This is a genomic window from Exiguobacterium sp. J17977 (assembly GCF_018616375.1).
In the GTDB taxonomy this organism is placed as follows: Bacteria; Bacillota; Bacilli; order Exiguobacteriales; family Exiguobacteriaceae; genus Exiguobacterium; species Exiguobacterium mexicanum.
This window is the reverse complement of sequence record NZ_JAEQBB010000001.1, coordinates 286,279-309,611: the sequence shown is the minus strand read 5'-3', so window position 1 is coordinate 309,611 and position 23,333 is coordinate 286,279. Positions and strand designations below refer to the sequence as shown.

23 protein-coding genes are annotated in these 23,333 nt (G+C 54.4%); 5 read left to right on the top strand and 18 right to left on the bottom strand.

The annotated features are described in order from the left end of the window. Positions 1 to 10 precede the first annotated feature (10 nt). The 3 genes from KNO58_RS01535 to KNO58_RS01525 are packed head-to-tail and all read right to left on the bottom strand — an operon-like array spanning position 11 to position 3,118. Positions 11 to 850 carry a YitT family protein gene (locus KNO58_RS01535; protein ID WP_214751467.1) on the bottom strand — a complete coding sequence of 280 codons (840 nt, stop codon included), beginning with the start codon at positions 848 to 850 and terminating at the stop codon, positions 11 to 13. 19 nt (positions 851 to 869) lie between these two features. Then, positions 870 to 1,988, bottom strand: a complete 1,119-nt coding sequence (locus KNO58_RS01530; protein WP_214751465.1) for a M20/M25/M40 family metallo-hydrolase — start codon at positions 1,986 to 1,988, stop codon at positions 870 to 872. A gap of 2 nt (positions 1,989 to 1,990) precedes the next feature. Continuing rightward, complete coding sequence (locus tag KNO58_RS01525) at positions 1,991 to 3,118, bottom strand: AI-2E family transporter (protein WP_214751463.1); 1,128 nt, start codon at positions 3,116 to 3,118, stop codon at positions 1,991 to 1,993. Positions 3,119 to 3,282: 164 nt separating this feature from the next. Between KNO58_RS01525 and KNO58_RS01520 the strand changes: the two genes are divergently transcribed. Further along, positions 3,283 to 4,521, top strand: a complete 1,239-nt coding sequence (locus tag KNO58_RS01520) for a hypothetical protein (RefSeq protein ID WP_214751460.1) — start codon at positions 3,283 to 3,285, stop codon at positions 4,519 to 4,521. Positions 4,522 to 4,532: 11 nt separating this feature from the next. On the opposite strand, the gene KNO58_RS01515 is transcribed toward KNO58_RS01520, so the two are convergent. Further along, complete coding sequence (locus KNO58_RS01515; protein WP_214718166.1) at positions 4,533 to 4,697, bottom strand: hypothetical protein; 165 nt, start codon at positions 4,695 to 4,697, stop codon at positions 4,533 to 4,535. 19 nt (positions 4,698 to 4,716) lie between these two features. Next, positions 4,717 to 4,944, bottom strand: a complete 228-nt coding sequence (locus KNO58_RS01510; RefSeq protein ID WP_214751456.1) for a DUF3221 domain-containing protein — start codon at positions 4,942 to 4,944, stop codon at positions 4,717 to 4,719. Positions 4,945 to 5,069: 125 nt separating this feature from the next. On the opposite strand from KNO58_RS01510, the gene KNO58_RS01505 reads away from it, so the two are divergent. After that, positions 5,070 to 5,954, top strand: coding sequence for a tetratricopeptide repeat protein (locus KNO58_RS01505; protein WP_251026012.1), 885 nt, complete (start codon positions 5,070 to 5,072; stop codon positions 5,952 to 5,954). A 72-nt stretch (positions 5,955 to 6,026) separates the two neighbouring features. Here the strand turns inward: KNO58_RS01505 and KNO58_RS01500 are convergent, their stop codons facing one another. From KNO58_RS01500 to KNO58_RS01460, 9 genes are all read right to left on the bottom strand, one after another. Then, the gene (locus tag KNO58_RS01500) at positions 6,027 to 6,773 is read right to left on the bottom strand and encodes an SDR family NAD(P)-dependent oxidoreductase (RefSeq protein ID WP_214751454.1); all 747 of its coding nucleotides are present in this window, start codon (positions 6,771 to 6,773) and stop codon (positions 6,027 to 6,029) included. A 126-nt stretch (positions 6,774 to 6,899) separates the two neighbouring features. Further along, positions 6,900 to 8,603, bottom strand: coding sequence for a methyl-accepting chemotaxis protein (locus KNO58_RS01495; protein WP_214751450.1), 1,704 nt, complete (start codon positions 8,601 to 8,603; stop codon positions 6,900 to 6,902). A 196-nt stretch (positions 8,604 to 8,799) separates the two neighbouring features. Then, positions 8,800 to 9,579, bottom strand: coding sequence for a CPBP family intramembrane glutamic endopeptidase (locus tag KNO58_RS01490; protein WP_214751447.1), 780 nt, complete (start codon positions 9,577 to 9,579; stop codon positions 8,800 to 8,802). A gap of 131 nt (positions 9,580 to 9,710) precedes the next feature. Further along, positions 9,711 to 11,537, bottom strand: a complete 1,827-nt coding sequence (locus KNO58_RS01485) for a methyl-accepting chemotaxis protein (RefSeq protein WP_214751444.1) — start codon at positions 11,535 to 11,537, stop codon at positions 9,711 to 9,713. A gap of 120 nt (positions 11,538 to 11,657) precedes the next feature. Further along, positions 11,658 to 14,396 carry an Ig-like domain-containing protein gene (locus KNO58_RS01480; protein WP_214751442.1) on the bottom strand — a complete coding sequence of 913 codons (2,739 nt, stop codon included), beginning with the start codon at positions 14,394 to 14,396 and terminating at the stop codon, positions 11,658 to 11,660. A gap of 114 nt (positions 14,397 to 14,510) precedes the next feature. Further along, a complete protein-coding gene (locus KNO58_RS01475) occupies positions 14,511 to 14,723 on the bottom strand; it encodes a DUF2922 domain-containing protein (protein ID WP_021066376.1) in 213 nt (70 codons plus the stop codon). A gap of 29 nt (positions 14,724 to 14,752) precedes the next feature. Further along, the gene (locus KNO58_RS01470) at positions 14,753 to 14,965 is read right to left on the bottom strand and encodes a hypothetical protein (protein ID WP_021066375.1); all 213 of its coding nucleotides are present in this window, start codon (positions 14,963 to 14,965) and stop codon (positions 14,753 to 14,755) included. A gap of 26 nt (positions 14,966 to 14,991) precedes the next feature. Beyond that, a complete protein-coding gene (locus KNO58_RS01465; RefSeq protein ID WP_021066374.1) occupies positions 14,992 to 15,132 on the bottom strand; it encodes a YvrJ family protein in 141 nt (46 codons plus the stop codon). A 68-nt stretch (positions 15,133 to 15,200) separates the two neighbouring features. Beyond that, a complete protein-coding gene (locus KNO58_RS01460; protein ID WP_029594867.1) occupies positions 15,201 to 15,413 on the bottom strand; it encodes a hypothetical protein in 213 nt (70 codons plus the stop codon). Between the two features lie 320 nt (positions 15,414 to 15,733). Between KNO58_RS01460 and KNO58_RS01455 the strand changes: the two genes are divergently transcribed. Continuing rightward, positions 15,734 to 16,174 (top strand): MerR family transcriptional regulator, encoded by a 441-nt coding sequence (locus KNO58_RS01455; RefSeq protein ID WP_214751439.1) that lies wholly within the window; start codon positions 15,734 to 15,736, stop codon positions 16,172 to 16,174. Between the two features lie 51 nt (positions 16,175 to 16,225). Here KNO58_RS01455 and KNO58_RS01450 read toward each other — a convergent pair whose 3' ends face one another. Genes KNO58_RS01450 through KNO58_RS01440 form a run of 3 tightly spaced genes read right to left on the bottom strand, consistent with a single transcriptional unit; the run spans position 16,226 to position 19,158 of the window. Beyond that, positions 16,226 to 16,570 (bottom strand): YxeA family protein, encoded by a 345-nt coding sequence (locus KNO58_RS01450; RefSeq protein WP_214751436.1) that lies wholly within the window; start codon positions 16,568 to 16,570, stop codon positions 16,226 to 16,228. Between the two features lie 13 nt (positions 16,571 to 16,583). After that, positions 16,584 to 18,413, bottom strand: a complete 1,830-nt coding sequence (locus KNO58_RS01445) for an FtsX-like permease family protein (protein ID WP_214751433.1) — start codon at positions 18,411 to 18,413, stop codon at positions 16,584 to 16,586. Then, positions 18,400 to 19,158, bottom strand: a complete 759-nt coding sequence (locus tag KNO58_RS01440) for an ABC transporter ATP-binding protein (RefSeq protein WP_214751430.1) — start codon at positions 19,156 to 19,158, stop codon at positions 18,400 to 18,402. The genes KNO58_RS01445 and KNO58_RS01440 overlap by 14 nt, the downstream gene beginning before the upstream one ends. A gap of 108 nt (positions 19,159 to 19,266) precedes the next feature. Between KNO58_RS01440 and KNO58_RS01435 the strand changes: the two genes are divergently transcribed. Next, a complete protein-coding gene (locus tag KNO58_RS01435; protein WP_214751427.1) occupies positions 19,267 to 19,959 on the top strand; it encodes a response regulator transcription factor in 693 nt (230 codons plus the stop codon). A 13-nt stretch (positions 19,960 to 19,972) separates the two neighbouring features. Then, positions 19,973 to 21,346 carry a sensor histidine kinase gene (locus KNO58_RS01430; protein WP_214751425.1) on the top strand — a complete coding sequence of 458 codons (1,374 nt, stop codon included), beginning with the start codon at positions 19,973 to 19,975 and terminating at the stop codon, positions 21,344 to 21,346. A 15-nt stretch (positions 21,347 to 21,361) separates the two neighbouring features. Here the strand turns inward: KNO58_RS01430 and KNO58_RS01425 are convergent, their stop codons facing one another. Next, positions 21,362 to 23,215: a sensor domain-containing phosphodiesterase gene (locus KNO58_RS01425; protein WP_214751420.1), complete on the bottom strand. Its 1,854-nt coding sequence runs from the start codon at positions 23,213 to 23,215 to the stop codon at positions 21,362 to 21,364. Positions 23,216 to 23,333: the final 118 nt, after the last annotated feature.

Sequence of the window (23,333 nt, the reverse complement as noted above, 5' to 3'; positions counted from 1 at the left end):
CTTTCAGAAGTTAGACACGCGGTTGATAACTGAAGCCGAGACCGTGAACATCAGCGACATTGTAGACAATCATGAACGAACGCTGATCGATGGCATTGATGGTTTTGAGTGCCGTCTGATATTCATTCCGGGTCAATACAATCATCAACATCTCTCGATTTTCTCCTTGAAACCCTCCTCTCACGTCGAACACGGTAATACCTCGGTCGACGTCCCGGTACAACGCCTGCTTGATATCATCGAGATGCGACTCACTCATAATGAAAATCGCCTTCTTCCGGTCGAGCCCGAGCTCGATATACGCCATGACGGCGGACGTCAAGATGATCGAGGCGATGGCAAATAAGAACGATTCGACCCCGAAGACGAACAGGCTCGAGAAGACGATGAGCGCATCGGTCAAAAAGAAGCCGATGGCCGTGTTCAGTCCCGTGTACTTATGCAGAATGAGGGGCGGAATCGTCGTCCCGCCACTTGAGGCGCCGATTCGATACAGCATGGCCACGGCGACGGCGAACAAGATACTGCCAAACACGACCGAGAAAAAGCGGTCCGACGTCACCATGTATTTCGGAACGACGGCAAGAACGAGCGGCAAGAACAGGCTCCCGAGCAATGTGTTGAAGAAGACACTTTTCCCGAGAAAGATGAACGTCAAGACGAGCATAACCCCATTCAAGACGAACACGACGAGCGAGCGGTCGATGCCAAGGACATCTTCTAACAAAATCCCGATACCGGTCACACCGCCGGCCGCGATGTCATGCGGACCTAGAAATAAATTGATGGCCAATCCGAGGACGGTGATGGACAGCAAAATGATAGCGACGTCTTGTAGTCGTTTGCGCACGACAACCCCTTCCCTTCCGTTAAGGCCGAAACGATGCCATCGTCTCAATCAACCGGAGCACGAACCGGACACTGTTCTCGAGTTCTTCGATTGGTATCGCTTCGTCGACCGTATGGATGGCCTCATACCCAATCGACACGTTCAGTCCGACCTTGCCATACTCATTGAACACGTTGGCATCACTTCCGCCGCCACTATGCTCGTAACGCACCGGGAACACTTCACGTTGCAACGCATGCGCTACTTGGCGCACGAACGGCTCGTCTTCGGAAAAGTGATAACTTCGAATCATCTGTTTGCGCTCGATATCGACCGTGCCGCCGTGGTTTTCGGCTGCTCGCTCAAACGTCTCCACCATATGATTTACCTGCTCGACACAGGCATCGTGGTTGAGCGATCTCGCCTCGCCGATGAGTGTGACGTGACCCATGACGACGTTGCTGCCGGTCCCGCCGGAAATCTTCCCGATGTTTGCTGTCGTTTCAACATTGATCCGTCCGAGTTTCATCTGGCTGATCGCCTCGGCCGCGATAACGAGTGCCGAAATGCCTTTCTCCGGCTCGAGTCCGGCGTGAGCAGCCTTCCCATGGATATCGATGGTGAGACTGAACATGCTCGGAGAACTTAAGATGATCCCGCCGACCGGTCCTCCGTTATCGAGGATGAGCCCATGTTTCGCTCGGAGCGACGAGAGGTCGAGCGCTTTCGCCCCGAGCAAACCGACTTCTTCGCCCGGCGTCAACACGAGTTCAATCGGCCCGTGTCGGACTTTCATTTCGCTCAGCCGTTCAATGACCTCAATCATGATGGCAATCCCCGCCTTATCGTCAGCCGCGAGAATCGTCTCTCCTTGTGAATAAATGATGCCATCTCGGATTACGGGCACAATCCCTTTTCCTGGTGCGACGGTGTCGATGTGGGCCGATAAAAACAACGGTTCGATGGACGGATCCCCGGCGAGCCGGGCAATCAAGTTATTCGAACCGAGACCTGTCGACGACTTCGAATCGTCTTCCTCGAGCGTCAGGCCGAGGGCGAGTAACCTCCCTTTCACATACTCAAGAAATGGACCTTCGGCATATGATTCTGAGTCCACTTGAACCAAGGCAGCGAATGTATCGACGATTCGTGTTGACATGGTCAACGGCCCCTTTCATCAGAGAACTTCGACTGTTTGCGGAGCGCATATAGTTTTTGGAGATTAAGGAACGTGACTTTGAGGACGGCGTAGAACGGGACGGCGAGCAACATACCGACGATACCGGCGAGACGCCCCGCCACGAGCAGGACGAGCGTGATGGTGATGGGATGGACACGGAGTGATTTGCCTTGGACGAGCGGTGAGATGACGTTGGCGTCAAGTTGTTGGACGATGGTGATGGCGATGATGACGTAGATGGCTTTGACCGGTTCATCGATGAACGCAATCAAGACGGCGGGTGCGGCCCCGAGAAACGGACCGAAATACGGGATGATATTCGTTGCGAAGATGAACAGACCGAGCGGCAGGAAGAATGGGACGTCGAGCAACCAAAGAGCAAGCGTGGCGAAGAAACCGACGAACGTACAGACGATGAGCTGGGCGCGGACGTAGCGCTTAATCGTCTCGTGCATATCGTGCAGGATGTGACGGGCGTCCTGTTCATACGTCGGCGGAATCCAGCGGACGATTGCACTCGCGAGCTTGCCGCCGTCAATCAACATGAAGACGTATAAGAATAAGGCGATGAACAACGTGAACAGCCCTGAAATGATGAGGGCAAGCAGACGGCCGAGCGAACCGGCGACCGAGCCGATGACGACACCGAGCGCATCGGCCAATTGACGGACCCACGTCTCGACGGACGTCGCGTTCTGTTCGGCGTACTCACGGAACCAGCTATACTCCTCGAGGCGCGCGTACAATAACAAGAATTGACGATAACTCTCTTCGGCAAAGCGCGGGAACGTATCGAGCAAGGCGAGCAGTTGTCGTGTGATGAGCGGACCGAGCGTCAGGACGAACAGGACACTCAATAGGAGCAACAGCAACAAAATCGTTAAAATCGCGAGCGACCGGCGCTTGAACTTCCCTTCCAACCAATCGACAAGACCGACCGTCAAATAAAATAAGATGCCGGCGAACAAAAACGGGGTCAGGACGGTGGCGAAAAAGATGCCGATCGGATAAAACAAGAACTCGACTTGCTTCGCCATGAACACGATCGTCAAGATGAGCAACACCCAAATCCCATTACGGAAGGCACGGGTCGTCCAAAAGGGCTGCATGTCGGTTTCCCCTTTCTGAAACGTTACTTTAACCCATTCCCGTTTTAGAAAAAGTCAGTCCATTTCCTTATAAATGTATATGCCCCCAATAAATATTTGTTTACCCCTGCTTCATATGAGGAATAGGCATATCATCTATGTGTAAAGAAGGAAGGTGTCATCCCGTGACTTGTCCACGCTGCGGAGCGAAGACCCGCTCAAAAACAACTGTTTGTCCGACGTGTGGCCATCGCCCACGCCGCTTGAAATGGCTTGCTGTCCCTATCGTTATCGCACTCATCGCATTCGTCTCGTTTTTAACGAACGCCTATCTTACCGACAGCCCGCGCTCGAGTGATTCGCTCGCCGACAAAGTCGATTTGAACATCACGGAAGACACGGTCTCAGCCGATGGTGCCACCACCGTCGACCTCGAGACGTTGCAAGATAGCCTGTATACCGTCGGCACAGGTACCGGGTTTTTGATTAGCCCACAAGACGTGTTGACGGCGGCCCATAACGTCGCCGGCATCACGCGTGTCACGATGAAACACGGTGATAAGGCGGTGAACGGAACCGTCATCGGTCGGACCGACGCCATCGCCGTCATCCGCATCGAAAAAGTGAAAGCGACCCCGTTCTCGTTCAGTCATGCGATTGTCGGACCAGACGAATCGGTATTGACACTCGCACCGAACGAACAGATTGAAGGCACGCTCACGTTCGAAGAAGATAGCTATCGCCGCGAATTCGATTTACCGAACCGCGCCATCGGCAGCCCGATCGTCACGGCCAATTGGCGCGTGCTCGGTCTTCACTTGGTGACGAAGACACTCCCAGTCGCCTTGTTCGAACAAGACGTGCTGTCGTTCCTCGAGTCGGACACACCGGCCCCACCACCGACGACAAAGCGGAGTACCCCGGCCGCTGAACTTGCACCGGTCGCACCAATCACACCGGTCCCGAAACGTGAAGATCCGGTCGAACCCGCTCCGGCACCTGAACCGGAACCAGCTCCAGCTCCGGAAGCCGAGCCAGCACCAGAAACACCGGCACCGACCGAGCCGCCAGTGGAAGAACCGGCACCGGTCGAGGAAGCGCCGCCGGTCGAGGAAGCGCCGCCGGCCGAACCAGAACAACCGGCTGAAGAACCTGAGGCGCCTCCCGTCACGGAGCAACCGACCGAACCAGATGTCCCCGTGACCGAACCGGCCGAACCGGTCGAGCCGGAACAACCGGCCACTCAGGAAAAAGAAGCGGAGGCGACGGCACCGGTCAAGAAACAAGACAAGCCGAAAGACACCGCCAAACCTGATAAGAAAGAGACACCGACCGCCGCCAAAGAGAAACCGGTCGCCGATGACGCGACCGAAGAAGCTAAGGACGAGCCGGCTGAAGACGAAGAAAGCACGCCATCGGAATGATGACGTGCTTTTTACGTGTCTTTTCGCGTGCGTCGCTGCAAGTTGCCGACCGCCGCCCCGAATAGGAGCAGGATGATGGATAACATCCAAAACGGCATCACGTCTTGCAACAACCAGACGATCAGCGCACTGATGGCGATGACGACACCCATCCATAAGAAATTCGACTGTCCCATTTCGTTCACCTCGGTCTCATCATAGCACATCGACCCGATGCGCCGTCGCCTGGGGTGGCAGCGAGCGGGTCATCTTCTCATCGTGTTCGACGCGGACGTATTGTCCGACGGCAAGCGGCGTCTCGTCCTCTCGCAAAACGCCTTCCCAATGAAACACAATCCCATCGAACGGCTCGGCATCCACGTTCGGTGCAACCCGGATTCGTGTCGGCTCGAGTTCGACGATATAGCCCGTGAACGTGACCATCTCCATCCCTCCATTTCCTCGGAAATCCTTCTCTTTTCTTTTCCCATTTTTTGAAATAACTCTACTCGTACGTCCGATTGCTCGGTATAATGAAGCCACACTCATTTACGCCGGGAGGGACCTCCATGAAACACACCATCGATTTACACCATCCAGACTTTCAACGCACCTTCCTCGAGATGATGCTCCTTGAAGAAATGATTGAAGACTATAACGCGGAAGCGATCGAGTCGCTCGTCGTCCGCGGTGAGACGAACTTCCCGGACGACCCGTTCTTCACGGCGATGCGGGCCTATCCGCTCATCCGCGAAGGCGAGTTCGGCCGGGCGCGTGACGTGCTCGAAGCCGCGAGTGCGAAAGGCGACCATTACATGATTCATTGCCTCCACGGGATTTTGAGCGACGATACGAATTTCTTGTTCGAGGCCGAGCAACATTTCCTCCGTGCCGTCGAACGCTATCCGAACGTGCCGATGGTCCAGCGTGCCATCGCTGTCCATTACTTCAACCGTAAATTTCACGGGGAGGCCGGTCTCCATTTGATGCATTACGTCCGACTCGCCGGATTCAACGAAGAGACCGTGCCGATGCTACTCGAGTTCTTCCAAGTGTACGATGAGATTCCGCTCGAGATGAACGATGAGCTGCTCAAGGTGGCCATCGGGTACTTGAACGCCAACCCGCGCAACCCGCGCGCCCATTCGCTATATGCATCAATTTGCAGCCATCGGGTCGAGATGCTCGTCAAACGCTTGCCGGAAGACAATCAACAGCTCGACGATGAGACGATTGCGATGTTGCTCGAGGTCGAAGAGCACGGCATGTGGAGCGCGACGTATGACGACAGCGAGGACCAGATGTTCCGCGCCATGTTCGCCGATTATATCGACAACGTCGTCTTGCCGAACACGTCTAAACTGTATGTATATCGCTTGCGCCTCCGCTATTGGTATCACCGGCTCACGCACCGCTTGACCGGGGGCTACGGGGATTCGATGCGTTCATCTTAATTAAATCTGAACAGGGGTCCTGCCACCACATGTCGGTGACGGGACCCCTGTTTGTTTTCTTGTTTGACTTGATCACATATACGGATGAATCGGTCCGCGCAACTCGAACGAGTAATCCTCGTGGTTGACGATGCCGACGACTTGATCGCTCTCGAGCAGTTGCACTAAGAACCCGGCCATCTCTTCGGCCGTATGATACTTCTCGACGTTTTGGCTATAGTCGAAGTCGTCCTCTTCGCGGGCACGGTTCGCAAAGCCCGTCTCCGTCGCAGCCGGCGCGAGCACTTTCGCCCGCAGTTTGTCCCCATCGTTCATCAGTTCACGAGCAAGCCCTTCCGTATACGCGCTGACGAAGAATTTGGTCGCGCTATACGTTACGCCTTTTTTGGCGATGTGATAGCCGACGACCGATGCAACGTTCAACAGCGTCGCCCCTTCGACGTTATGATAGTCGCGGACGTACAGGCTCGACAGCACCGTCAACGCCTCCACGTTCAAGCGAATCATGTTCTCGATTTTCCCGACCTCGACGTCCTTCACGAAATTCGAGTCCCCGAACCCGGCGTTGTTGATCCACGTCTCGATGTCGAGATCGGCGAGCGACTCATACAGCCCGTACACGTTCTCGCTGTATGACAAGTCTTTCGCCTTGATGATGACATCGCTCTTCGGTGCAATCGCCTTGATTTCGCTCCGCAACTTCTCAAGCTCGTCGTGGCGGCGTGCCACGAGTACGAGTGACCTCCCTTGCTTGGCGAGCAATTTCGCTGCCTCGTATCCAATTCCTGAACTTGCTCCTGTGATGACGGTATATTTCATAATGTGTCCCCTTTTCACGTTAGTCGAGATGTTGTCTCTCTCCCGCAATTCCCGTAACACCCTCTCGTCAATCCTGACAACACGCAAAAACCGTCCTTTCCCTAAAACAGGAAAGGACGGTCCGTCTCATGTTTGGAAACGTCCGATGAGCGTCTGCAAGTCACCGGTCATATTGCCGAGCGACTCGGCGACGCCGTTCAACTCTTGAATCATCGCGAGCTGGGCGTCGGCCGTCTCGCCGACGCTGCGCATCGTCTCGGCCGTGCCTTCACTGTCACTCGCCATATGAATCGCCGCTGTCGCTACTTGTTTCGTCGTGATCGCAATCTCGCTCGAGGCAACACGAATCTGTTCCGTATTCTCGACCGAGGCGTGCAATTGCCCGACGATCTGTTGGAACGACGTCGTTGCTTCTTCGAGCAGCGCCGTGTTCGTCTCGACGCGGCGGGCGCTGATGGCGTGACGCTCGAGCACCGCGTTCGACTGGACTTGAATCGATTCGATTAAGCCCGCAATTTGGGACGCCGATTGTTTCGACTGTTCCGCGAGCTTCCGCACTTCCTCGGCGACGACGGCGAACCCTTTTCCTTGCTCCCCGGCGCGGGCCGCTTCGATGGCCGCGTTTAAGGCGAGCAGGTTCGTCTGGTCGGTGATCGATTGGATGACCTCGGTGATGAGGGCGATCTCATCCGACTGTTGTTTCAACGCTGTAATCGATTGTCCGGTCGTGACCGTCTCCGATTCGAGCGCGAGCACTTCTTGTTTCGCTTGTTGAATCGTCTGTTCGCCGCGTTCGGCGAGCTTCAGACTCGTCTGGACGTCTTGACTGATTGTCCCGATTGATGTGGCGATTCGCTCGACGCCCTCATCGGCCGCTGCGACCGCTTGCCCGCTCTTCGAGGCCGCCGCTGCCTGGTTGATTGTTTCGCCGACGACTTGTTCAATCATCCGCGTCGTCTCTTCTGTCTGCGAAGACATCTCTTCCGTGCTCGCGTACAGTTCTTCCGACTGGGCCGTGATCTCTTGGGCGTTTCGGCTCACTTCGTCGATGAGTTCGCGAAGGTTGCCTTTCATCTGGTTGAAGCCAATCATGAGCTCACCGATTTCATCGCGTGTGAGCGCTTGAAGGTCGGCGCGCGTCAAATCGCCGTCAGCGACGATGCCGACCTCGTTCGATAGTTGACGGAGCGGTACCGTCACCATGCGCTGGAGCATATATCCGGCCCCGAGCGTGAGCAGCAAGATGAGGAGGGCAATCCCTGTCGAGTAAAGGAACGCCTGTCCGCCAAGTCGCTCGAGCTCTTGTTGTTTCTCGACAATCGTCGCTTCGGTCTCGGCTTGCAACCGTTCACCCGTCTCCGAAATCGATGCTGTCACATCTGGCATGAGGCGGAGCGTCAATCGATCGATGTTGTCCTGGTCTTGATTGTCGGCCGCGACGATGACTTCTTGCGCCAAATCATCATAGCCGTTGGCGTAAGACAGCATGCTCTCGAGTTCTTTCGTCTCGGCTTCCGTCTTCGATAGCGCGAGTAATTGTTCGAGCGCTTCTTTCTTTTCTTTGGCGCCGCGTTCGATTTGGGCACGTCGTTCGTCATTTTGGACGAGAATATAACCACGTACACCGTACGCTTGACGCGTCATGCCGAGTGACAAGTCGTCGGCCGCTTTCATCTTCATGACATCATGCGAAATCATGTCTTCGTATTGGCTCGTCATATTTTGCAGCGTCCATAGGTTATAACCCATGCCGATCGTGACGAACAGCAAAATCAAGCCGATGCCGCTAAACAATTTTTGAGTCAATGACAGTTGATTGAATCGTTTCATAATCCTTCGAGGAACGCGTCCTCTCCCACCTCTATCTCTCTTTTTTTGGAACTACATGGGTTTTATCGGATAGCGCAAACGGTTTTCCAACCTTCTGGCACATTTATTTGAACATTGACCTCATTTCCTAGTTTCCTGTCCCTCGTTTTGCCACAAAAATAGACCGCAGCTGTGGGCAACGGTCTAGAAAACACGTTCATATTTTAGCCGATGTTAGTGGCGTCGGTTTCAAATGAGATAAATCATGTCGTCTCAACAGCACCAATTGCACAACAATCGCAACGATCACAAAGACTTGTGTGATCACGGTAGGAATCGTCAAATTGACAGCTAATACGTCGCCTGCGATGCTGCTAAAATCCCAGAGCGCATGAAAGATAATGAGCGGCCACAAATTGTTCAGCTTCAATGCAACGAGAGCAAAAAATAATCCGAACAAAAACGTATTCCCAAGTTGGAAGAGCATCGCCCCCGGAGGAATGAACGCGATGAGATTGAGAAGATGGAATGAGGAGAACAAGAGAGCGCTAATCACAATCGCACGATATGGGTGAACATCCGGTTTCAACATGCGCAACAAGACGCCGCGGAACGTCACTTCTTCATTGAATCCGACGAACAATGTCGTCACGAAAATAATGGCCAACAATTGAATGGTCGAGCCCGATAATTGATCAAATCGCGATATAAATTCAGTGACAATCATCCCGAACTGATAGAGGACGACTAAAAAGATGGGGACAAGCCATACGAGGCCACGTACTTTTAACGTTGAGAATCCCACGCTCGCGAACGACCCTTTCCTGCGAATCCAAAAGACGATGAAAACAGCCGTCAACACTTCACCGAAAATAGCGATGCGCAACAGTTCCGGATTTCCATAATAAAGCTGGAACCCGAACGCCGAAACGGCCATCACGACACCCATCACCATAAACACGACCGCTGCTAAGATGATTGAGTTTTTTCGAGACATGTCTTGTTCCTCCTTAAGCAAAAAAGGCCAAAACGATTTCACACTATGTATATATATACCTCGCTCAATCGAAATCAATCACCAACCTAAAACGACTGGCACATCCAAAGATGGCCAGCCGCTTCATCAATTCAATGCAATTTAAATTGTGACACGCGATTCGACAGTTCGACCGCACGCTGTTCCGTCTCCTGCATCCGCGTCTGCACATCGTTGAACCGCTCGACGGAAAGCTGGACCTTCTCCGAGATCGACTGCGTCCCGTCCGCCCCTTCGGTCACGGTCGTCGCGACTTCTTGGATGACGTGGAGAATGCTGTCGGTCATATGACGGAGTTGGAGCGCGTTCGTCTCGAACGTCTCTGCCGTCTGTCCGAATACGTTCGCATCCGACTCGTATTGCGTGGCCGATTCCTCGAGCCGGTCGTAATCGGCGAGCACTTTCGTGTCAAGGAACGTCAGCATATCGGCCGAACTCGTATTGAGCCGGGCGACGGAATCGATGACCGTCGTGGACACCGCTTGAATCTCGTTCACCGTCTGGCGCGAATTCTCGGCCAGCTTACGAATCTCCGAGGCGACGACGGCGAAGCCACGACCGGCATCTCCGGCCCGGGCCGCTTCAATCGATGCGTTCAAGGCGAGCAAGTTCGTCTGGTCGGCGATCGTCAAGATGGCTTTCGTCAAGACACGGATTTCTTCGACCGACTGCGCCCCTTTGATGGCCTCGTCAAGTTCGATGCGTTTTTGCTCAATGATGGCGTTCGCTTCCGTCTTCGATGCGACGGCTTGTTCACGCATCGCGTGGGCGCGACGTTCGACGTCGCCCGCTGTCGTCGCGCTGTCGTTCGACAAATCGACGATGGAATCGATGGAACTTCCCATCTCGGTCGTCGAGGCGCTCATCTCTTGTGACGAGGCGGCCGTTTCTTCCATACCGGCCGTCAGCTCCTCGACCGTGCCTGACGTCTCTTCCATATAACGACTCAGTTCGGTCACTTCCGTCGCCACTTCTTTTGACGAGACGAGGACGACTTTTGCCGTCTTGTCGACGTCGATCATGATGTCGCGAAGCGTCGCAAGGAACGTGTTGAATGAGCGGCTCACTTGCGCAATCTCGTCGTTCGACGTGACCGGGATAGCCATCGTCAAGTCACCGCCCTGTGAAGCCAACTCGTCGAATTTCTCTTGTAACACTCGCATCGGTTTGATGATGGAGCGCAATAGGCTCAATCCGAGGAACAATAACAGTGCGACCGCACCGATTGTCACGGCGAGCAATGCGATGAGCGACTGTTGAAACTCACGTTCCATGTCGGCGCCGACACGTTGCGAGCCTTCCGAGTTATAGTCGACGAGCTCGGTCAGGCGCTGTGTGAAGTTATCGTATGTCGATTGGGACTGGGCGTCATAATACGAGCGGGCCATGCCGTTGTTGCCGGACGTGCTGAAGATGAGCATGTTGTCCGACACGCGCTGATACATCTCCCACTGCTTGCTGAAATTGGCGAACAGCTCCTTGTCCGTTGCGCCTGTCGCCGTCTGTTCATATTTCGGGGCAATCTCATTGATGCGCGTCCGAATCTCTTTCATCGCGGTCATCAATTCTTCTTTCGCGGCCGCGTCGTCCGTCACGATATGCTCGAGCTCAAGCGCGCGATAGTTCGCCGCGAGCGTGTTCAGCTCGTGGGCGTAGTCGAGCCCTTTGTTCCAGTTGTTGACGATGTCATCGCCTTGACGGTTCGCATCAGCGAGCGACAAGAGCGAGTAGCCGCCGACACCTGCGACCATGAGGAGCGCGAGAATGACGAGTCCCCATAACTTTTGACGGATGGTCAGGTTCTTCCCGGTCATTCGTTTTCCTTCACGCGTGCTCGGCTTTCGTCGTTTCGGTTTCCATTGAAAGCGCCGGACGTTCAAACGGTTCCGCAACGCTGTCCACTTCTGTTTCACTGACATATGTATATTCCCCTCTCGCATGCAACGTTTCTTCCTATATCGTCTTGACGTCGAGGAATCTAAAGGGGATTGACCAAAATAAAAAAAGATGACTGAAAAATCAGTCACCTTCCCACTACATCATAAAACGGTCTTAACGGTCTGGCCGCTTCGGTTGGCCGGCGTCACGACTGTAATCGTCAACTTCGAGCCCCGTTTTTGCGGTTTGATGGACACGTTCGTCGAAGTCGATGTGATCGTCTTCTTCGCGACGAGCGTCTTACCATTATAAATCGTCACCGTACCGTACGGGACGTTCGTGCGAACGGCGATCGATTTCGTCGTCGAGCGAATCGTGCCGGTGCTCACCGTCGGGCGGACCCCTGCTTTGACGGTGGCGCTCTTCGCGTCACGGGCCACTCCGACTTTCGCCTCGAACACAAGCTTCGTACCCGCACGCTGACGGGTGAACTTCACTTGATAGCTGCCGGTCGAGTTCACCGTCGTGCGGCCAATCACTTTCGTCCCGGCCTTGACGGTGACCGTTGCGTTCGGCAATGTCTTCCCACTCCACGTGCTCACTTCGTCAGACGGGGCGAACGACGTCAGCGAAGCTGTCGGGATTTTGTACGTCGTCCGCTTCTTCTTCGACCCGATTGACGACTCGACGACGACCGGCATGCCAGGTTTCACCGAGATCCGGTAGCGGTCTTTCCCGACTTCCGTATGCGGCAACTGACGTCCATTCACGTAAAAATGGACGTAAGCTTTCGCATCTTTCAACACCGTAAACGTCGAAGTGGAGGATGTGACGAGCACATCTTTGATGCTGTGTGTCTTCGGCATGTCACTCGTCACGATTTGTTCGAACGTTTTACTAAGTTCCGGACGGAAACTGGCGACCATCCGAATCGTCTGTCCTTCCCAGAGCGGTTCTTTCAACGTGATGACGTTCGTCCCGAGCACGAGTCGTTTCGATGTCTCCACTCTCCCGTTCCGGTATACCGCGACCATTGGCGCAAGCGTCCCGTTATGAATTGTGAGCGTCGTGTCACCTGTTTTCGGTGGTTTTGTCCACGTGACGTCAGGGATTGGATAGTCTTTTGAGACGTATAGGTTCGCGTATGGACTGTTCGTGTCGAGAATGCGATAGATGACACGATAATACATCGGCTTGTCCCGATTGTATTCGGTCAGCTTCGCGACTCCCGTCGCGTCCGCCTGGACTTCACGAACTTCAAAGTTTGTCGGTGAGAATAATTGACGCACTTCGACTCGGACATTTGGTTTCGTACGAATCGTCACACCTTCCATCGCCGTCTCGGTCAACACTTCGGCGATGTTTGTCTCGGTCGGTTCGTTCATTTGGAACGTTTGCTTGACCGATGCTTTTGTGGCTTGGTTATACGTCGCATTGTCTGCCGCCCAAACCGTGATGGTTTGATTTCCCCAGAGAATGCCGCGTGAGAATGTGAAACGTCCTGTCTCATCGGCCGTGACTGATCCGTCACAGCTCGCGTATTTGTTGTTTTCACATGTCACATACACCGTCATGTTTGGCGAAGTCGTACCTGTAATCTCACCGACCGGTCCGTTGGTAAACGACGTATCGATTTGAAGCGGCACTTTCGTCACCGGATTCAAGGTGACCCTGCTGCTTGTGAGTTTTCCGAATCGAACCGCATAACTGAATGACTCATCGAACGATGGAACAATATATCCCTCATCGAATGAACGCGTCGCATAAAGCACCTCCGCGTCTGGACCCAAGTCGGAAACAGGGATGGTATGGCGGACTTCATCTAGCGTCGTCACCGTCGCCATCAATTGATACGACTCGCCTAACCAATAGTTGGCATCACCAGAGGCATCCACCGCTTTCAGTGATGTCGAGATTCCTACCGGGATGAGATGGAAGCGTGACATCGGGAATAGGCGCTCCCCGTTTTGAATCATGTATCCTTCTTGCATCGCCTCGTACTCATACCAGCGATTTGACGGATCTAAATCAAACTGTCGCACGATGTTCGTCGTCAAATCGATGGTAACCATGTGACTTGAACTGGTCATCGCGTAGTAAACACCGTCGTGATAATTTAGCGATTCGAAACTCCTCAGATAATAGGCATTCACCTTTAATTTCGTAATCGTCTGTTTCGTCATGTCGTACATATGAATATCCGACGATCCTTCCAACAGAAGATGGTCTGTCAACGGTTCAACAAATACCTTCGCTCGATCGTTCGAAATTTCGATTGTCTCAATTGTCTCACCAGTCGCGACATCAAGACGAAGTAACACGCCCAAATTAGTATTGGTGACGACGATTTCGTCACTGTTTGTCGCCAAGATGATTTGTTCCCAACTCGAACGGTCGCGAACCCACGTCGTGGCACCATTCAAATCGGTCATCATCCATTGACCTGTCGTCTCGTTTTCCCAAATCATCATGTCACGACTCACATCATACGTGATGAGTCGAATCGATTCTGTGTCGAATGGAGGGCTGAATGTACGCGTCGACCCATCACGATTAACATGAATCATGTCCCCGGTCCGATGATGTGTCGCCATGAACGCTTCACCATCTAGGCTCGGCTCGAACGTGTAGAAATCTCCATACGCCCCATCTTCATCATACGACCGATTCGCCGTCAGATTGTCATTAAAATCGATTGGAACGACGGTTTGCCGTTTTACATCATGCAGTCGTGTGAATCCATCTTGATAATCCAAATAGAACGGGGACCCTTCAATCGTCTTTGCTTCTTGTTCGAGTAGCGTGCCCAGCTCGAACTTCGGTGTCGCACTCACTTGACCCACCGGGAACATCACGAACAGCAGTGCGACGAATAAGAGTAAATAGTGCCATTTCTTCATTTACAATACCTGCCTTTTATTCAATATATTTTAAATATACCTTCAATTTGTGATTTTTAGAAGAATAACAGGAAAAAAGCACCGTCTCTTTTCTAAGAGACGATGCCTTTTGGATTATTGAACGTTCAACACGGTCTGCGTGCCTTCAATCATCTTGATCTCCGTCCATTTGACGACGCTCTTGCCGAGCGGGTCGTTGGCGACCATGAAGTCGGCGAGCGCTTGCACTTTCAACGCATCGACCGGTTGTTTCACGTTATTCAAACGGAAGCGCGATACTTTATTGAACATATCCAAAAATGCGATTTCTACTTTAGTCTCAGTCATGGGTTAGTCCTCCTTGGATGTGGGTGTGATTAGACGACGTCGTATTCGCGAACGACCGACACGGTGAAATCTTCTTGCTCGGTCAAGTCGAGCATGAGGTGACCGAACGCCTCGGCATTGTCAGCCGTGAGCGCCGCCCGAATCGGACCGAAGCGCTGTGTTTTCTTCGTCGGTTTCAAGCTGTTCAAATCGTGGTGCGTCGTCAAGACGAGCGTGGCTTTCTTTTCAGTCAATACGGCCATGAGGGATGGCTCCTTTCGGGGATGGATTACAATTCAGATGGATAGGTCGAGTCGAGACGTTCGAGCAGTTGAATCATGCGCTCAAGACGCGTCTCGATCCGGTGGAGCAGATAGAGCGAGACGACGATCGGGAAGCCGAGGTTCGAGATGAGTTCGGGCCAGCTCATGGGCCCACCCGCTCATCGGACAAGGCTCCGGCGGGACGCTTCGGTACACGCATCAGGGGTTCCTCCAATTAGAACGTCACGTGGAATTCACGCGACACGACGTATGCGGCGGATTCGACCGCGAGAAGCGGAATCAACAGATCACCGAACTGCTTGATTTCCTCGGTCTCCATCCGCGCACCGAGTGGACCGAACCGGACGAGCTGACGCTTTTCCTTGCCGTCAACGAGCCGCTTCGTGTCGAGATAAAAGACGCTTGCGTATTCTCGATACACTGCCATATGTCTCACCTCCTTCGCCCCTATTAACCGAAGTTGGTGAATGTTTGCTCAAATTCCCTTGTAACCTTTTCGTAACGACTATAGACCTATTCTGAATGAAGACGCATTCATCGGTCGAAATCGGCTTTATTCCTTGAAATTCCATACCAATTAGGGTATCTTAATAGTCGTCAATCGAATTTCGAAAACACGCCTAAAGTCCCACGAATTCATTTCCCCACTTTGAAAAAACTGGCAGTTAATTGCTTAGAAATGGGTTACTATACGTAGGAGGGCATTTTCGAAATGACCAGTTTGACTTGAAGAAGGAGATACTCTAGATGAACAGCTTAGACTTCGCACTCAACACTTCTATTCCTTCCGCTCAACTCGACTTCGACCACACCGACCTGACGTTTTACGCGACTGACTGGGATGCTTACCGCCCTGAGAACGCGAAGCCGTTCCTGTACAACGAACGCCCATTGACCGTCTATCCACTCAAAGAACTGAGCCGTGCGTTTCATGTCGCCGGGATTCCCCGTAGCCAGCAACAGCTGATCAAATGGGAAACCGACGGCGTCTTGCCACCGACCCCGTTCACGATGGGACGCAAGCGCTTCTATACGGAAAATCAGATTCGGACAATCGTCGACATCGCATTGGAATGCGGACTACGGCCCCGGACACACGTCAAAAAGACGAACTTCTCCGAGCTGGCCCATAAAGAATTGGCGTACATACTCCAACTGGAATTGAAAACCGAACTCCCGCATAAATGAGCGGACATGAGACAGCCCTTCCTGAATCGTCAGGAAGGGCTGTTTTGGTTTTCATAATTTCTCCCGTGCCGCCTCGGGGACGTCCGCGACCGACACTTCGTCGTAGGACGTGACTTCATCCTTGTTTTTGACGTAAAGCTTCAAGTACGCCCCGCTCCGAAGCTCTTTCGCTGCCGTGAACGTGACCGTTTGCGGATCTCCGTCCTTCGTCAGCCCCTCGGTCGAGTAGACGTAGCGGCGGACGACATCTCCCGAATCGAGCGTCGTCTCCTCCACTTCCGTCACCTCACCGACCTGCACGTAGACATGATTTTTCCCGAGCCGTTGCCAATCGATATTGATGAGACCGATGACAACAATGACAAGCACGATGCTCGCAATGATTGCTTTTTTCATTCTTCTCTCTCCTTCACAAAATTTGTTTCGTGAACCGACGTACGGTCAACACGTAATAGAGCGCATAAATCGCACTGTACACGCCCATCCAGACGAGCACCGGCACCGTGAAGTCCATCGCCAGCAACCGCGAGAACGCGACGAGGGCGACCGAGGCGTGAACGAGCCCGAGTGAGAATGGGGCCAAGAACACGACGGCGATCTGTTGGCGGACCGTCCGTTTCACGTCCCGTTTCGAGATGCCGACTTTGCGGAGTACCGCATATTTGGTGCGGTCCTCTTCCGCCTCGGTCATCGTCTTGAAATAGATGATGCTACCGGTGGCAACGAGGAAGACGAGCCCGAGGAAGCTGCCGACGAACAACAATGCACCATGCACGGCCATCGCCTCGCTATATAAGGCCGTCGCGCTCGAGAAGTTCGTTTCGTTCGATAACGACTCGGACAAGGCGGTCTGTTCTTTATAATCGGCGACCGAGACGGCCTGATACGTCGCCGCCGGTTCCGACAGTGCCGTGAACACGTCATCCGGCGTCACGAGGAGCAGGCCGCCGAACGTCATGACGTTGAGCGGTGTCTCTTCATAGCGGGAGGCGACTTCATGCGTCACGCCGTCGAGTTCGACCGCGGTCACCTGTTCTGAGAACCGTTCGTCATAGAACGGGTCGATTAAATAGACTTGATTGGTGGCTAGTCGTTCTGGTGTGTCCCAACCCAGATCGGACGCGACGTCTCGAAACGTCGACTCGTCGATGACACCGTATTCCCGTTCGCCCATTTCGCCTTCGACCCGGACCGTCTTCTCGAGGACCGTCGCCCGATGAAGCACGTCGGCGTCGATGTCACGCGCCTCTCCTTGCCAGGCGAACGTGTACGGGGCGTACGATGTGACTTGTTGCTCGGCGTAATAATAGACGCTGAAGATGGCGCCTCCAGCCGTGATCGCCGTCGCACTGATGATGCTGATGAGCGTGAGCGTCTTGGCGTTACCACGGATTCGGTATAACAACTGCGATGTCGTCAACAAGTTGAGACGGCGCCATGACCAGCGCTCATTCGCTTTCAAACGGCCAAGGATGAAGATGAGGACACTATGGAACAACAGACCCGACCCGATAATCGTGAGCCCAATGATGAGGAGCGGCATCGCCGCCGTGAGATATCCCCAAAGCGGTGACGTCGCCAAGTCTTGCAAAGCGAGCCAGTAGGCCGCGCCGAGTACGAGCAACCCGAGGAGTGCCATGAACGGACTCGCCTCCGGGACGTCCTCGCCTTTCTTGTCGGCATGGAACAGCTCAATCAGCTTGAAGCGATAGATGACCCGATAGCCTTGGAACGACGTGAACAAGAAGATGGCCACGAACACGAATGTCGTCTCGATGAGCGCCGACGTCGCGACCGTGAAGCCGATCGACAAGTCGCTGTTCATCAAGCGGAGCAACAGCTGTAACAGCGCATTCGATCCGAGCAGGCCGAGCCCGACTCCGACGACGAGCGACACCGCACCGATGACGAGGTTCTCGAACAACAAAAGTGTCCCGATTTGTTTCTTGCGTACCCCGAGGAGCGAGTAGAGCCCGACCTCGCGTTTACGTCCTTTCAAAAAAAAGGCGTTCGAGTAGGCGATGAACAACGCGACGAAGACGAGCAGGATGAACGTCGAGGCGCTCATCAGGCTACGAATCTGCCCCGACGTCTCAGCCATACCGCTAATCTCATCGCTATGTTTGAGCGTCGCGAACGTGAAATAGATGATGATGGAGAAGATGGTCGTCCCGACGTAGAGCGCATAGCGCGACAAGTTGCGGGCGACATTCTTCTTCGCTAAATCAAACAGCGTCATCAGACGCACCGCCCTTCAGCTCATCGAGGATCGTCTGATAGAAGGCGTCGCGCGATGTCGTCCCGCGAATCAGTTCTTTCGACAACCGTCCGTCCTGGATATAGAGCACCCGGCGGCAAAAACTCGCGGCGTAGGCATCGTGCGTCACCATCATGATTGTCGTCTCGGCCTCGTTCAATCCGGCGAGCGTCTGGAGCAGATCCGTCGCCGACTTCGAGTCGAGCGCCCCCGTCGGCTCGTCGGCAAAGATGAGTTTCGGATTGGAGATGAGCGCGCGGCACACCGCCGTCCGCTGCTTCTGTCCGCCTGAGATTTGATACGGGTATTGGTCGAGAACGCTCGTGATCCCGAACCGATGCGCGAGCGCGTCGACGCGTGACCGTGTCTCATCGACCGGTGTCTTCGTGACGGCGAGCGGGAGCAGGATATTCTCCCGGACCGTGAGCGAGTCGAGCAGATTATAGTCTTGGAAAATGAAACCGAGATGGTCGCGGCGGAAGTCAGAGAGCGCCTCTTCCTCGAGTTTGGCGATATTCTCTCCATCGACGAGGATGTCCCCGTTTGTCGGCGTGTCGATTGTCGCCAGCACGTTCAATAGCGTCGACTTCCCGGCCCCCGACGGCCCCATGATTCCGACGAACTCGCCGTGGTCGATCGTGAACGACACCCCATCGAGTGCGTGGAAGGCATGGCCCCCGGTCGTGTATGTCTTTTGGATAGCTTCAACTTGTAGTAATGGATTCATTGTTCAGCACCTCTTTCTGAACACTACGATACAGGCCGTACCTTAACTGAAAATCACGCGTACCTTACAAAAAGCTTAAGTGTTATGCTTGAACGAGAGGTGATGATCATGGAACAACCACGTATCTTAATCGTCGATGACGAGAGAGACTTATGTACGCTCATCCAAAAAGCGTTAGAGAAAGAAGGCTTCCGCGAAATACGGACGGCCCACACGATTCGAGACGGACTCGCGGCGTTCATGGCGTTCGCGCCCCATCTCGCCATCCTCGACGTCATGTTGCCGGACGGTGAAGGCTATGAGCTGTGCCGGCAAATCCGGAATACGTCGAACATCCCGATTCTATTTTTGTCGGCCAAGTCCGACGAGGTCGACAAGATTCTCGGCCTCGCCATCGGCGGCGACGACTATATCACGAAGCCGTTCAGCCCGAAGGAGGTCGCCTTCCGCGTCAAGGCGCAGCTTCGCCGCGTGTCACTCTACGACGCACCCGAGTTACCAGCCGACACGGTCGTCGGCCCGTTCCGATTGAACGCGGACGGCACCGAAGTGTTTCGCGACGGCGTCCGGCTCGAGCTGACGGCCAAGGAAGTCGGCCTGCTCGCCTGCTTCATGCGTAACCCGAACCGGATTCTCAGTAAAGAGACGCTGTTCACGCAAGTGTGGGGCGAAGATTTCTATGGCGCCGACAACACCGTCATGGTGCACATGCGCCGGCTCCGCGAAAAAATCGAACCGAACCCGTCCCAACCGACCTATATCAAGACGGTCAAAGGGCTCGGCTACAAGTTCGAGGCATAGGAGGCGGTCACACGTGAAATGGAAACTGACCGGCAACTATTTGGTGTCGATTTTGGCCATCGTCGCCATCGTCGTCATCTTGAACGTCGTCATTCTCGTGACGCTCCTCATCAATCAACGGACCGGCATCGACGACGTCGAGAGCAACTCCGGCGAGACGTTCACGCGCACGTTCAATCAATATATGACGCTCGAGGACGGCGAACCGGTCGTCAGTCCGGACGGAGTCCGGGCGCTCGAGGCGAACAATGCCTTCCTGCAAGTGCTTGACACGACCGGCCGAGTCGTCAGTGACATCGATGCGCCGGCGACGGCACCCGACGCGTATTCACCGATCGAGTTGATTCACATCTACAAATACAAGGACGACGACCTCGTCCTCTACTTCATCGGGGAGTTCGAGGACTACAGCTATCTCGTCGGCTTCCCCGAGGCGACGGAGGGCCGCATCGTAACGATGTTCGACCCCCAGTCCGTCCTCGCCTACGTCTCAAAGGCCGGACTTATCCTGCTCATCGTCGACCTCGCCGTCGCCGCGTTGATCGGCCTCGCCTTCAGCTCGATGTTGACGAAGCCGGTCTATCGGTTGACCGAACGGATCGCCCAGTTGAAGGCGCGCGACTTCTCGACCGTCGAACCGAAACGGCCCGGCATGTATCGGCCCGTCTTCGCCAACTTGAACGACGTGTCTGCGACGCTGACGATGTACGAGTCGGAACGGGAAGAGCTCGAGTTGCGCCGGAAAGAATGGATGAGCAACGTCTCGCACGACTTGAAGACGCCGCTCGCCTCGATCCAAGGCTACGCCGAGTTGCTCGACGATCCCGACCTGAGTGATTCCGATCGACGCCAATACGCCGAGGTCATCGAGCGACAGGCGTTGTATATGAAAGAACTGATTGACGACTTCAATTTGACGATGCGCCTCCAACACGGCGACTTCCCGCTCGAGACGGTCGAGACCGGGCTCGAAGGGTTCGTCCGCGAGCTCGTCATCGACGTATTGAACGACGCACGATTCTCCGAGCGGAACATCACGTTCACGAGCACGAACGCCGAGACGCGCCCCATCGACCGGCACTTCATGAAGCGGGCGCTGCTTAACTTCTTGTATAACGCCCTGCTGCATAACGATGAGACGGTCGCCGTCCATGTGACCGTCGCGCAGGATGTGATCACGATTCAAGACGACGGCATCGGCATCGACGCGAACGAGCTGCCGTACATTTTCGAGCGCTACTACCGGGGCACGAACACGACCGACGCGCTCGGGAGCGGGCTCGGCATGGCGATTTCCCGGGACATCATCAAAGCGCACGGTGGCACCGTCACGGTGACGAGTGCGCGCGGGTCCGGGACGACGATTCGCATCGAGTTGCCGGCATAACAAAGAAGGATCCGCTCAACGGAGCGAATCCTTTTTCGTCGTGCCATAATCCTCAATCCACGTCTCGAGCTCGTCAATCGGGAGCGGACGCGAGAAGTAGTAGCCTTGCATCTCGTCACAGCCGAGCGAGCGGAGCGTGTCGCGCTGGTCGGTCGTCTCGATGCCCTCGCACACCGTCTTCAAGCCGAGCCCGCGGGCGAGCTCGATAATCGATTGGACGATGACGTTGCCGGTCGGGTCGTTGTCCGTCACTTGGATGAACTGCCGATCGATTTTAATCTCATGAATCGGATAGTGCTTCAAGTAGACGAATGCCGAAAAGCCCGTCCCGAAGTCGTCAATCGAAATCGAGAAGCCTTGTTCCCGGAACGCGACGAAACGTTCGATGACGTGTTGCTGATTCTCCATGCCGACACTCTCGGTGATCTCGAACGTCAAGTAGTTCGGGCAGACGCCCATCGCTTTGACGATATGGGCCAATTTGTCGACGACCCCGTCCGATAGAAAATGCCGCGCCGACAAGTTCAAGGCGAGCTGATACATCCGGCCCGAGTCATGCCACGTCTTCAACTGACGGCATGCGGCCTCGAGCGCCCATTCCTCGAGAGCGATGATGACACCGGTCGATTCGGCGAGCGGGATGAAGTCGAGTGGCGGAATCAACCCTTGTTTCGGGTGAATCCAGCGCATCAGTCCTTCAAACCCGTTCAGCTTGCCCGTCGCCGCTTCGATCTTTGGCTGATAATAGAGCGTGAACTCGTTCAAGGCGAGCCCTTTACGCAAGTTCATCTCGAGCGTCAGCCGTGCCGTCGCCTTCTCGCCCATCTCTTCCTCATAGAAGGCGATGCCGCCGCGCTGTACGTGACGCTCATTGGCCGTGATTCGGGTCGTGTCCATCATCTCGAGCGTCGAGCGTGACTTGTCCTCAATCGAGATGAACGCGCTCATCGTCAAGACGACGTCGAGCTCCCCGACCGCGAACGGCTCGCTCGTCACCGTCTCACAAATCAAATCGGCGAGCGCCTTCACTTTGATGCGATCACCGTAAGGCGTCCATAGCAAGAACCCTGCTTGCGAGACACGTGCCAACAGTGACGCATCGACGACTTGTTGGAGGCGTTCCGACAGTTCGATGACGATTTCGTCGGCGCGCTGAATCCCAATCGCCGTCTCGACGGAACGGAACTCGTCTACCCGGAGATAAATCAATGAGCCAAGTTGGTTCGGTGTCTGTTCGCGAAGCGCGTCCACTCGCTCGACGAACCCGTTCAAATTCATAATTCCCGTCTGTTCGTCCGTATAGGCGAGCTTGGCGATATGTTCATCGACCTCGCGGCGGTCGAGCCGGAGATAGAGGATGGCGATAAAATCGGACAGCGTGCTGACGATCAGCTCTTCGATGAACGTCCATTGCCGCGGCGCGAACGTCTCGCAACAGATGACCCCTTTCGCCTGATTGTTCGCATAAATCGGGGCGTCGAGCATTGAATAAATCCGTTGCCCTTCCACGAAGTACTGTTGATACAAGTCCTTCACCCACTCGTGCGTCCGCACGTCCTCGAACGGGAGTACCCGGTTCGTCCGCAACGCGTCGAAATAGACAGGTGCGTCCCCACGCATGACCGTCAACACCGGTTCGCTCGGCCCGTTCTCTTTCGAATAGGCGACTTGGCAGGAAATCGAGGCGTACGATTCGTCAAAATGCCAAATCGAGACTGTGTCGACGTCGAGCATATCCGAAACGACCTCACACATGTAGGAGAGCGCTTGTCGCACCGCCGCCTCCGTCACCTCAGGCATGCGGACGAGTTCGAACAGTTTCTCTTGATGTTTTCGATATGATTGTGTTGAAAAGTTCCCCTCGTTCATAAGTCCCCTACTCTCGTTCATACGTTTTGCATTCATGATAGCATGAAAAGATATATGTATAGGTTTCCAAAATTCAACAGAAAGTCAATTTTCGATTCCCCTGTTTCTTTAGTACAGT

Excerpts from the sequence above, each read along its gene's own strand:
- KNO58_RS01490 (WP_214751447.1), bottom strand. The coding sequence starts at position 9,579 with ATGTCTCGAAAAAACTCAATCATCTTAGCAGCGGTCGTGTTTATGGTG.
- KNO58_RS01480 (WP_214751442.1), bottom strand. The coding sequence starts at position 14,396 with ATGAAGAAATGGCACTATTTACTCTTATTCGTCGCACTGCTGTTCGTG.
- KNO58_RS01505 (WP_251026012.1), top strand. The coding sequence starts at position 5,070 with ATGAAACACACCATCGATTTACACCATCCAGACTTTCAACGCACCTTC.
- KNO58_RS01495 (WP_214751450.1), bottom strand. The coding sequence starts at position 8,603 with ATGAAACGATTCAATCAACTGTCATTGACTCAAAAATTGTTTAGCGGC.
- KNO58_RS01440 (WP_214751430.1), bottom strand. The coding sequence starts at position 19,158 with ATGAATCCATTACTACAAGTTGAAGCTATCCAAAAGACATACACGACC.
- KNO58_RS01530 (WP_214751465.1), bottom strand. The coding sequence starts at position 1,988 with ATGTCAACACGAATCGTCGATACATTCGCTGCCTTGGTTCAAGTGGAC.
- KNO58_RS01500 (WP_214751454.1), bottom strand. The coding sequence starts at position 6,773 with ATGAAATATACCGTCATCACAGGAGCAAGTTCAGGAATTGGATACGAG.
- KNO58_RS01475 (WP_021066376.1), bottom strand. The coding sequence starts at position 14,723 with ATGACTGAGACTAAAGTAGAAATCGCATTTTTGGATATGTTCAATAAA.
- KNO58_RS01485 (WP_214751444.1), bottom strand. The coding sequence starts at position 11,537 with ATGTCAGTGAAACAGAAGTGGACAGCGTTGCGGAACCGTTTGAACGTC.
- KNO58_RS01465 (WP_021066374.1), bottom strand. The coding sequence starts at position 15,132 with ATGAGCTGGCCCGAACTCATCTCGAACCTCGGCTTCCCGATCGTCGTC.
- KNO58_RS01510 (WP_214751456.1), bottom strand. The coding sequence starts at position 4,944 with ATGGTCACGTTCACGGGCTATATCGTCGAACTCGAGCCGACACGAATC.
- KNO58_RS01525 (WP_214751463.1), bottom strand. The coding sequence starts at position 3,118 with ATGCAGCCCTTTTGGACGACCCGTGCCTTCCGTAATGGGATTTGGGTG.
- KNO58_RS01425 (WP_214751420.1), bottom strand. The coding sequence starts at position 23,215 with ATGAACGAGGGGAACTTTTCAACACAATCATATCGAAAACATCAAGAG.
- KNO58_RS01445 (WP_214751433.1), bottom strand. The coding sequence starts at position 18,413 with ATGACGCTGTTTGATTTAGCGAAGAAGAATGTCGCCCGCAACTTGTCG.
- KNO58_RS01455 (WP_214751439.1), top strand. The coding sequence starts at position 15,734 with ATGAACAGCTTAGACTTCGCACTCAACACTTCTATTCCTTCCGCTCAA.
- KNO58_RS01470 (WP_021066375.1), bottom strand. The coding sequence starts at position 14,965 with ATGGCCGTATTGACTGAAAAGAAAGCCACGCTCGTCTTGACGACGCAC.
- KNO58_RS01515 (WP_214718166.1), bottom strand. The coding sequence starts at position 4,697 with ATGGGACAGTCGAATTTCTTATGGATGGGTGTCGTCATCGCCATCAGT.
- KNO58_RS01460 (WP_029594867.1), bottom strand. The coding sequence starts at position 15,413 with ATGGCAGTGTATCGAGAATACGCAAGCGTCTTTTATCTCGACACGAAG.
- KNO58_RS01435 (WP_214751427.1), top strand. The coding sequence starts at position 19,267 with ATGGAACAACCACGTATCTTAATCGTCGATGACGAGAGAGACTTATGT.
- KNO58_RS01450 (WP_214751436.1), bottom strand. The coding sequence starts at position 16,570 with ATGAAAAAAGCAATCATTGCGAGCATCGTGCTTGTCATTGTTGTCATC.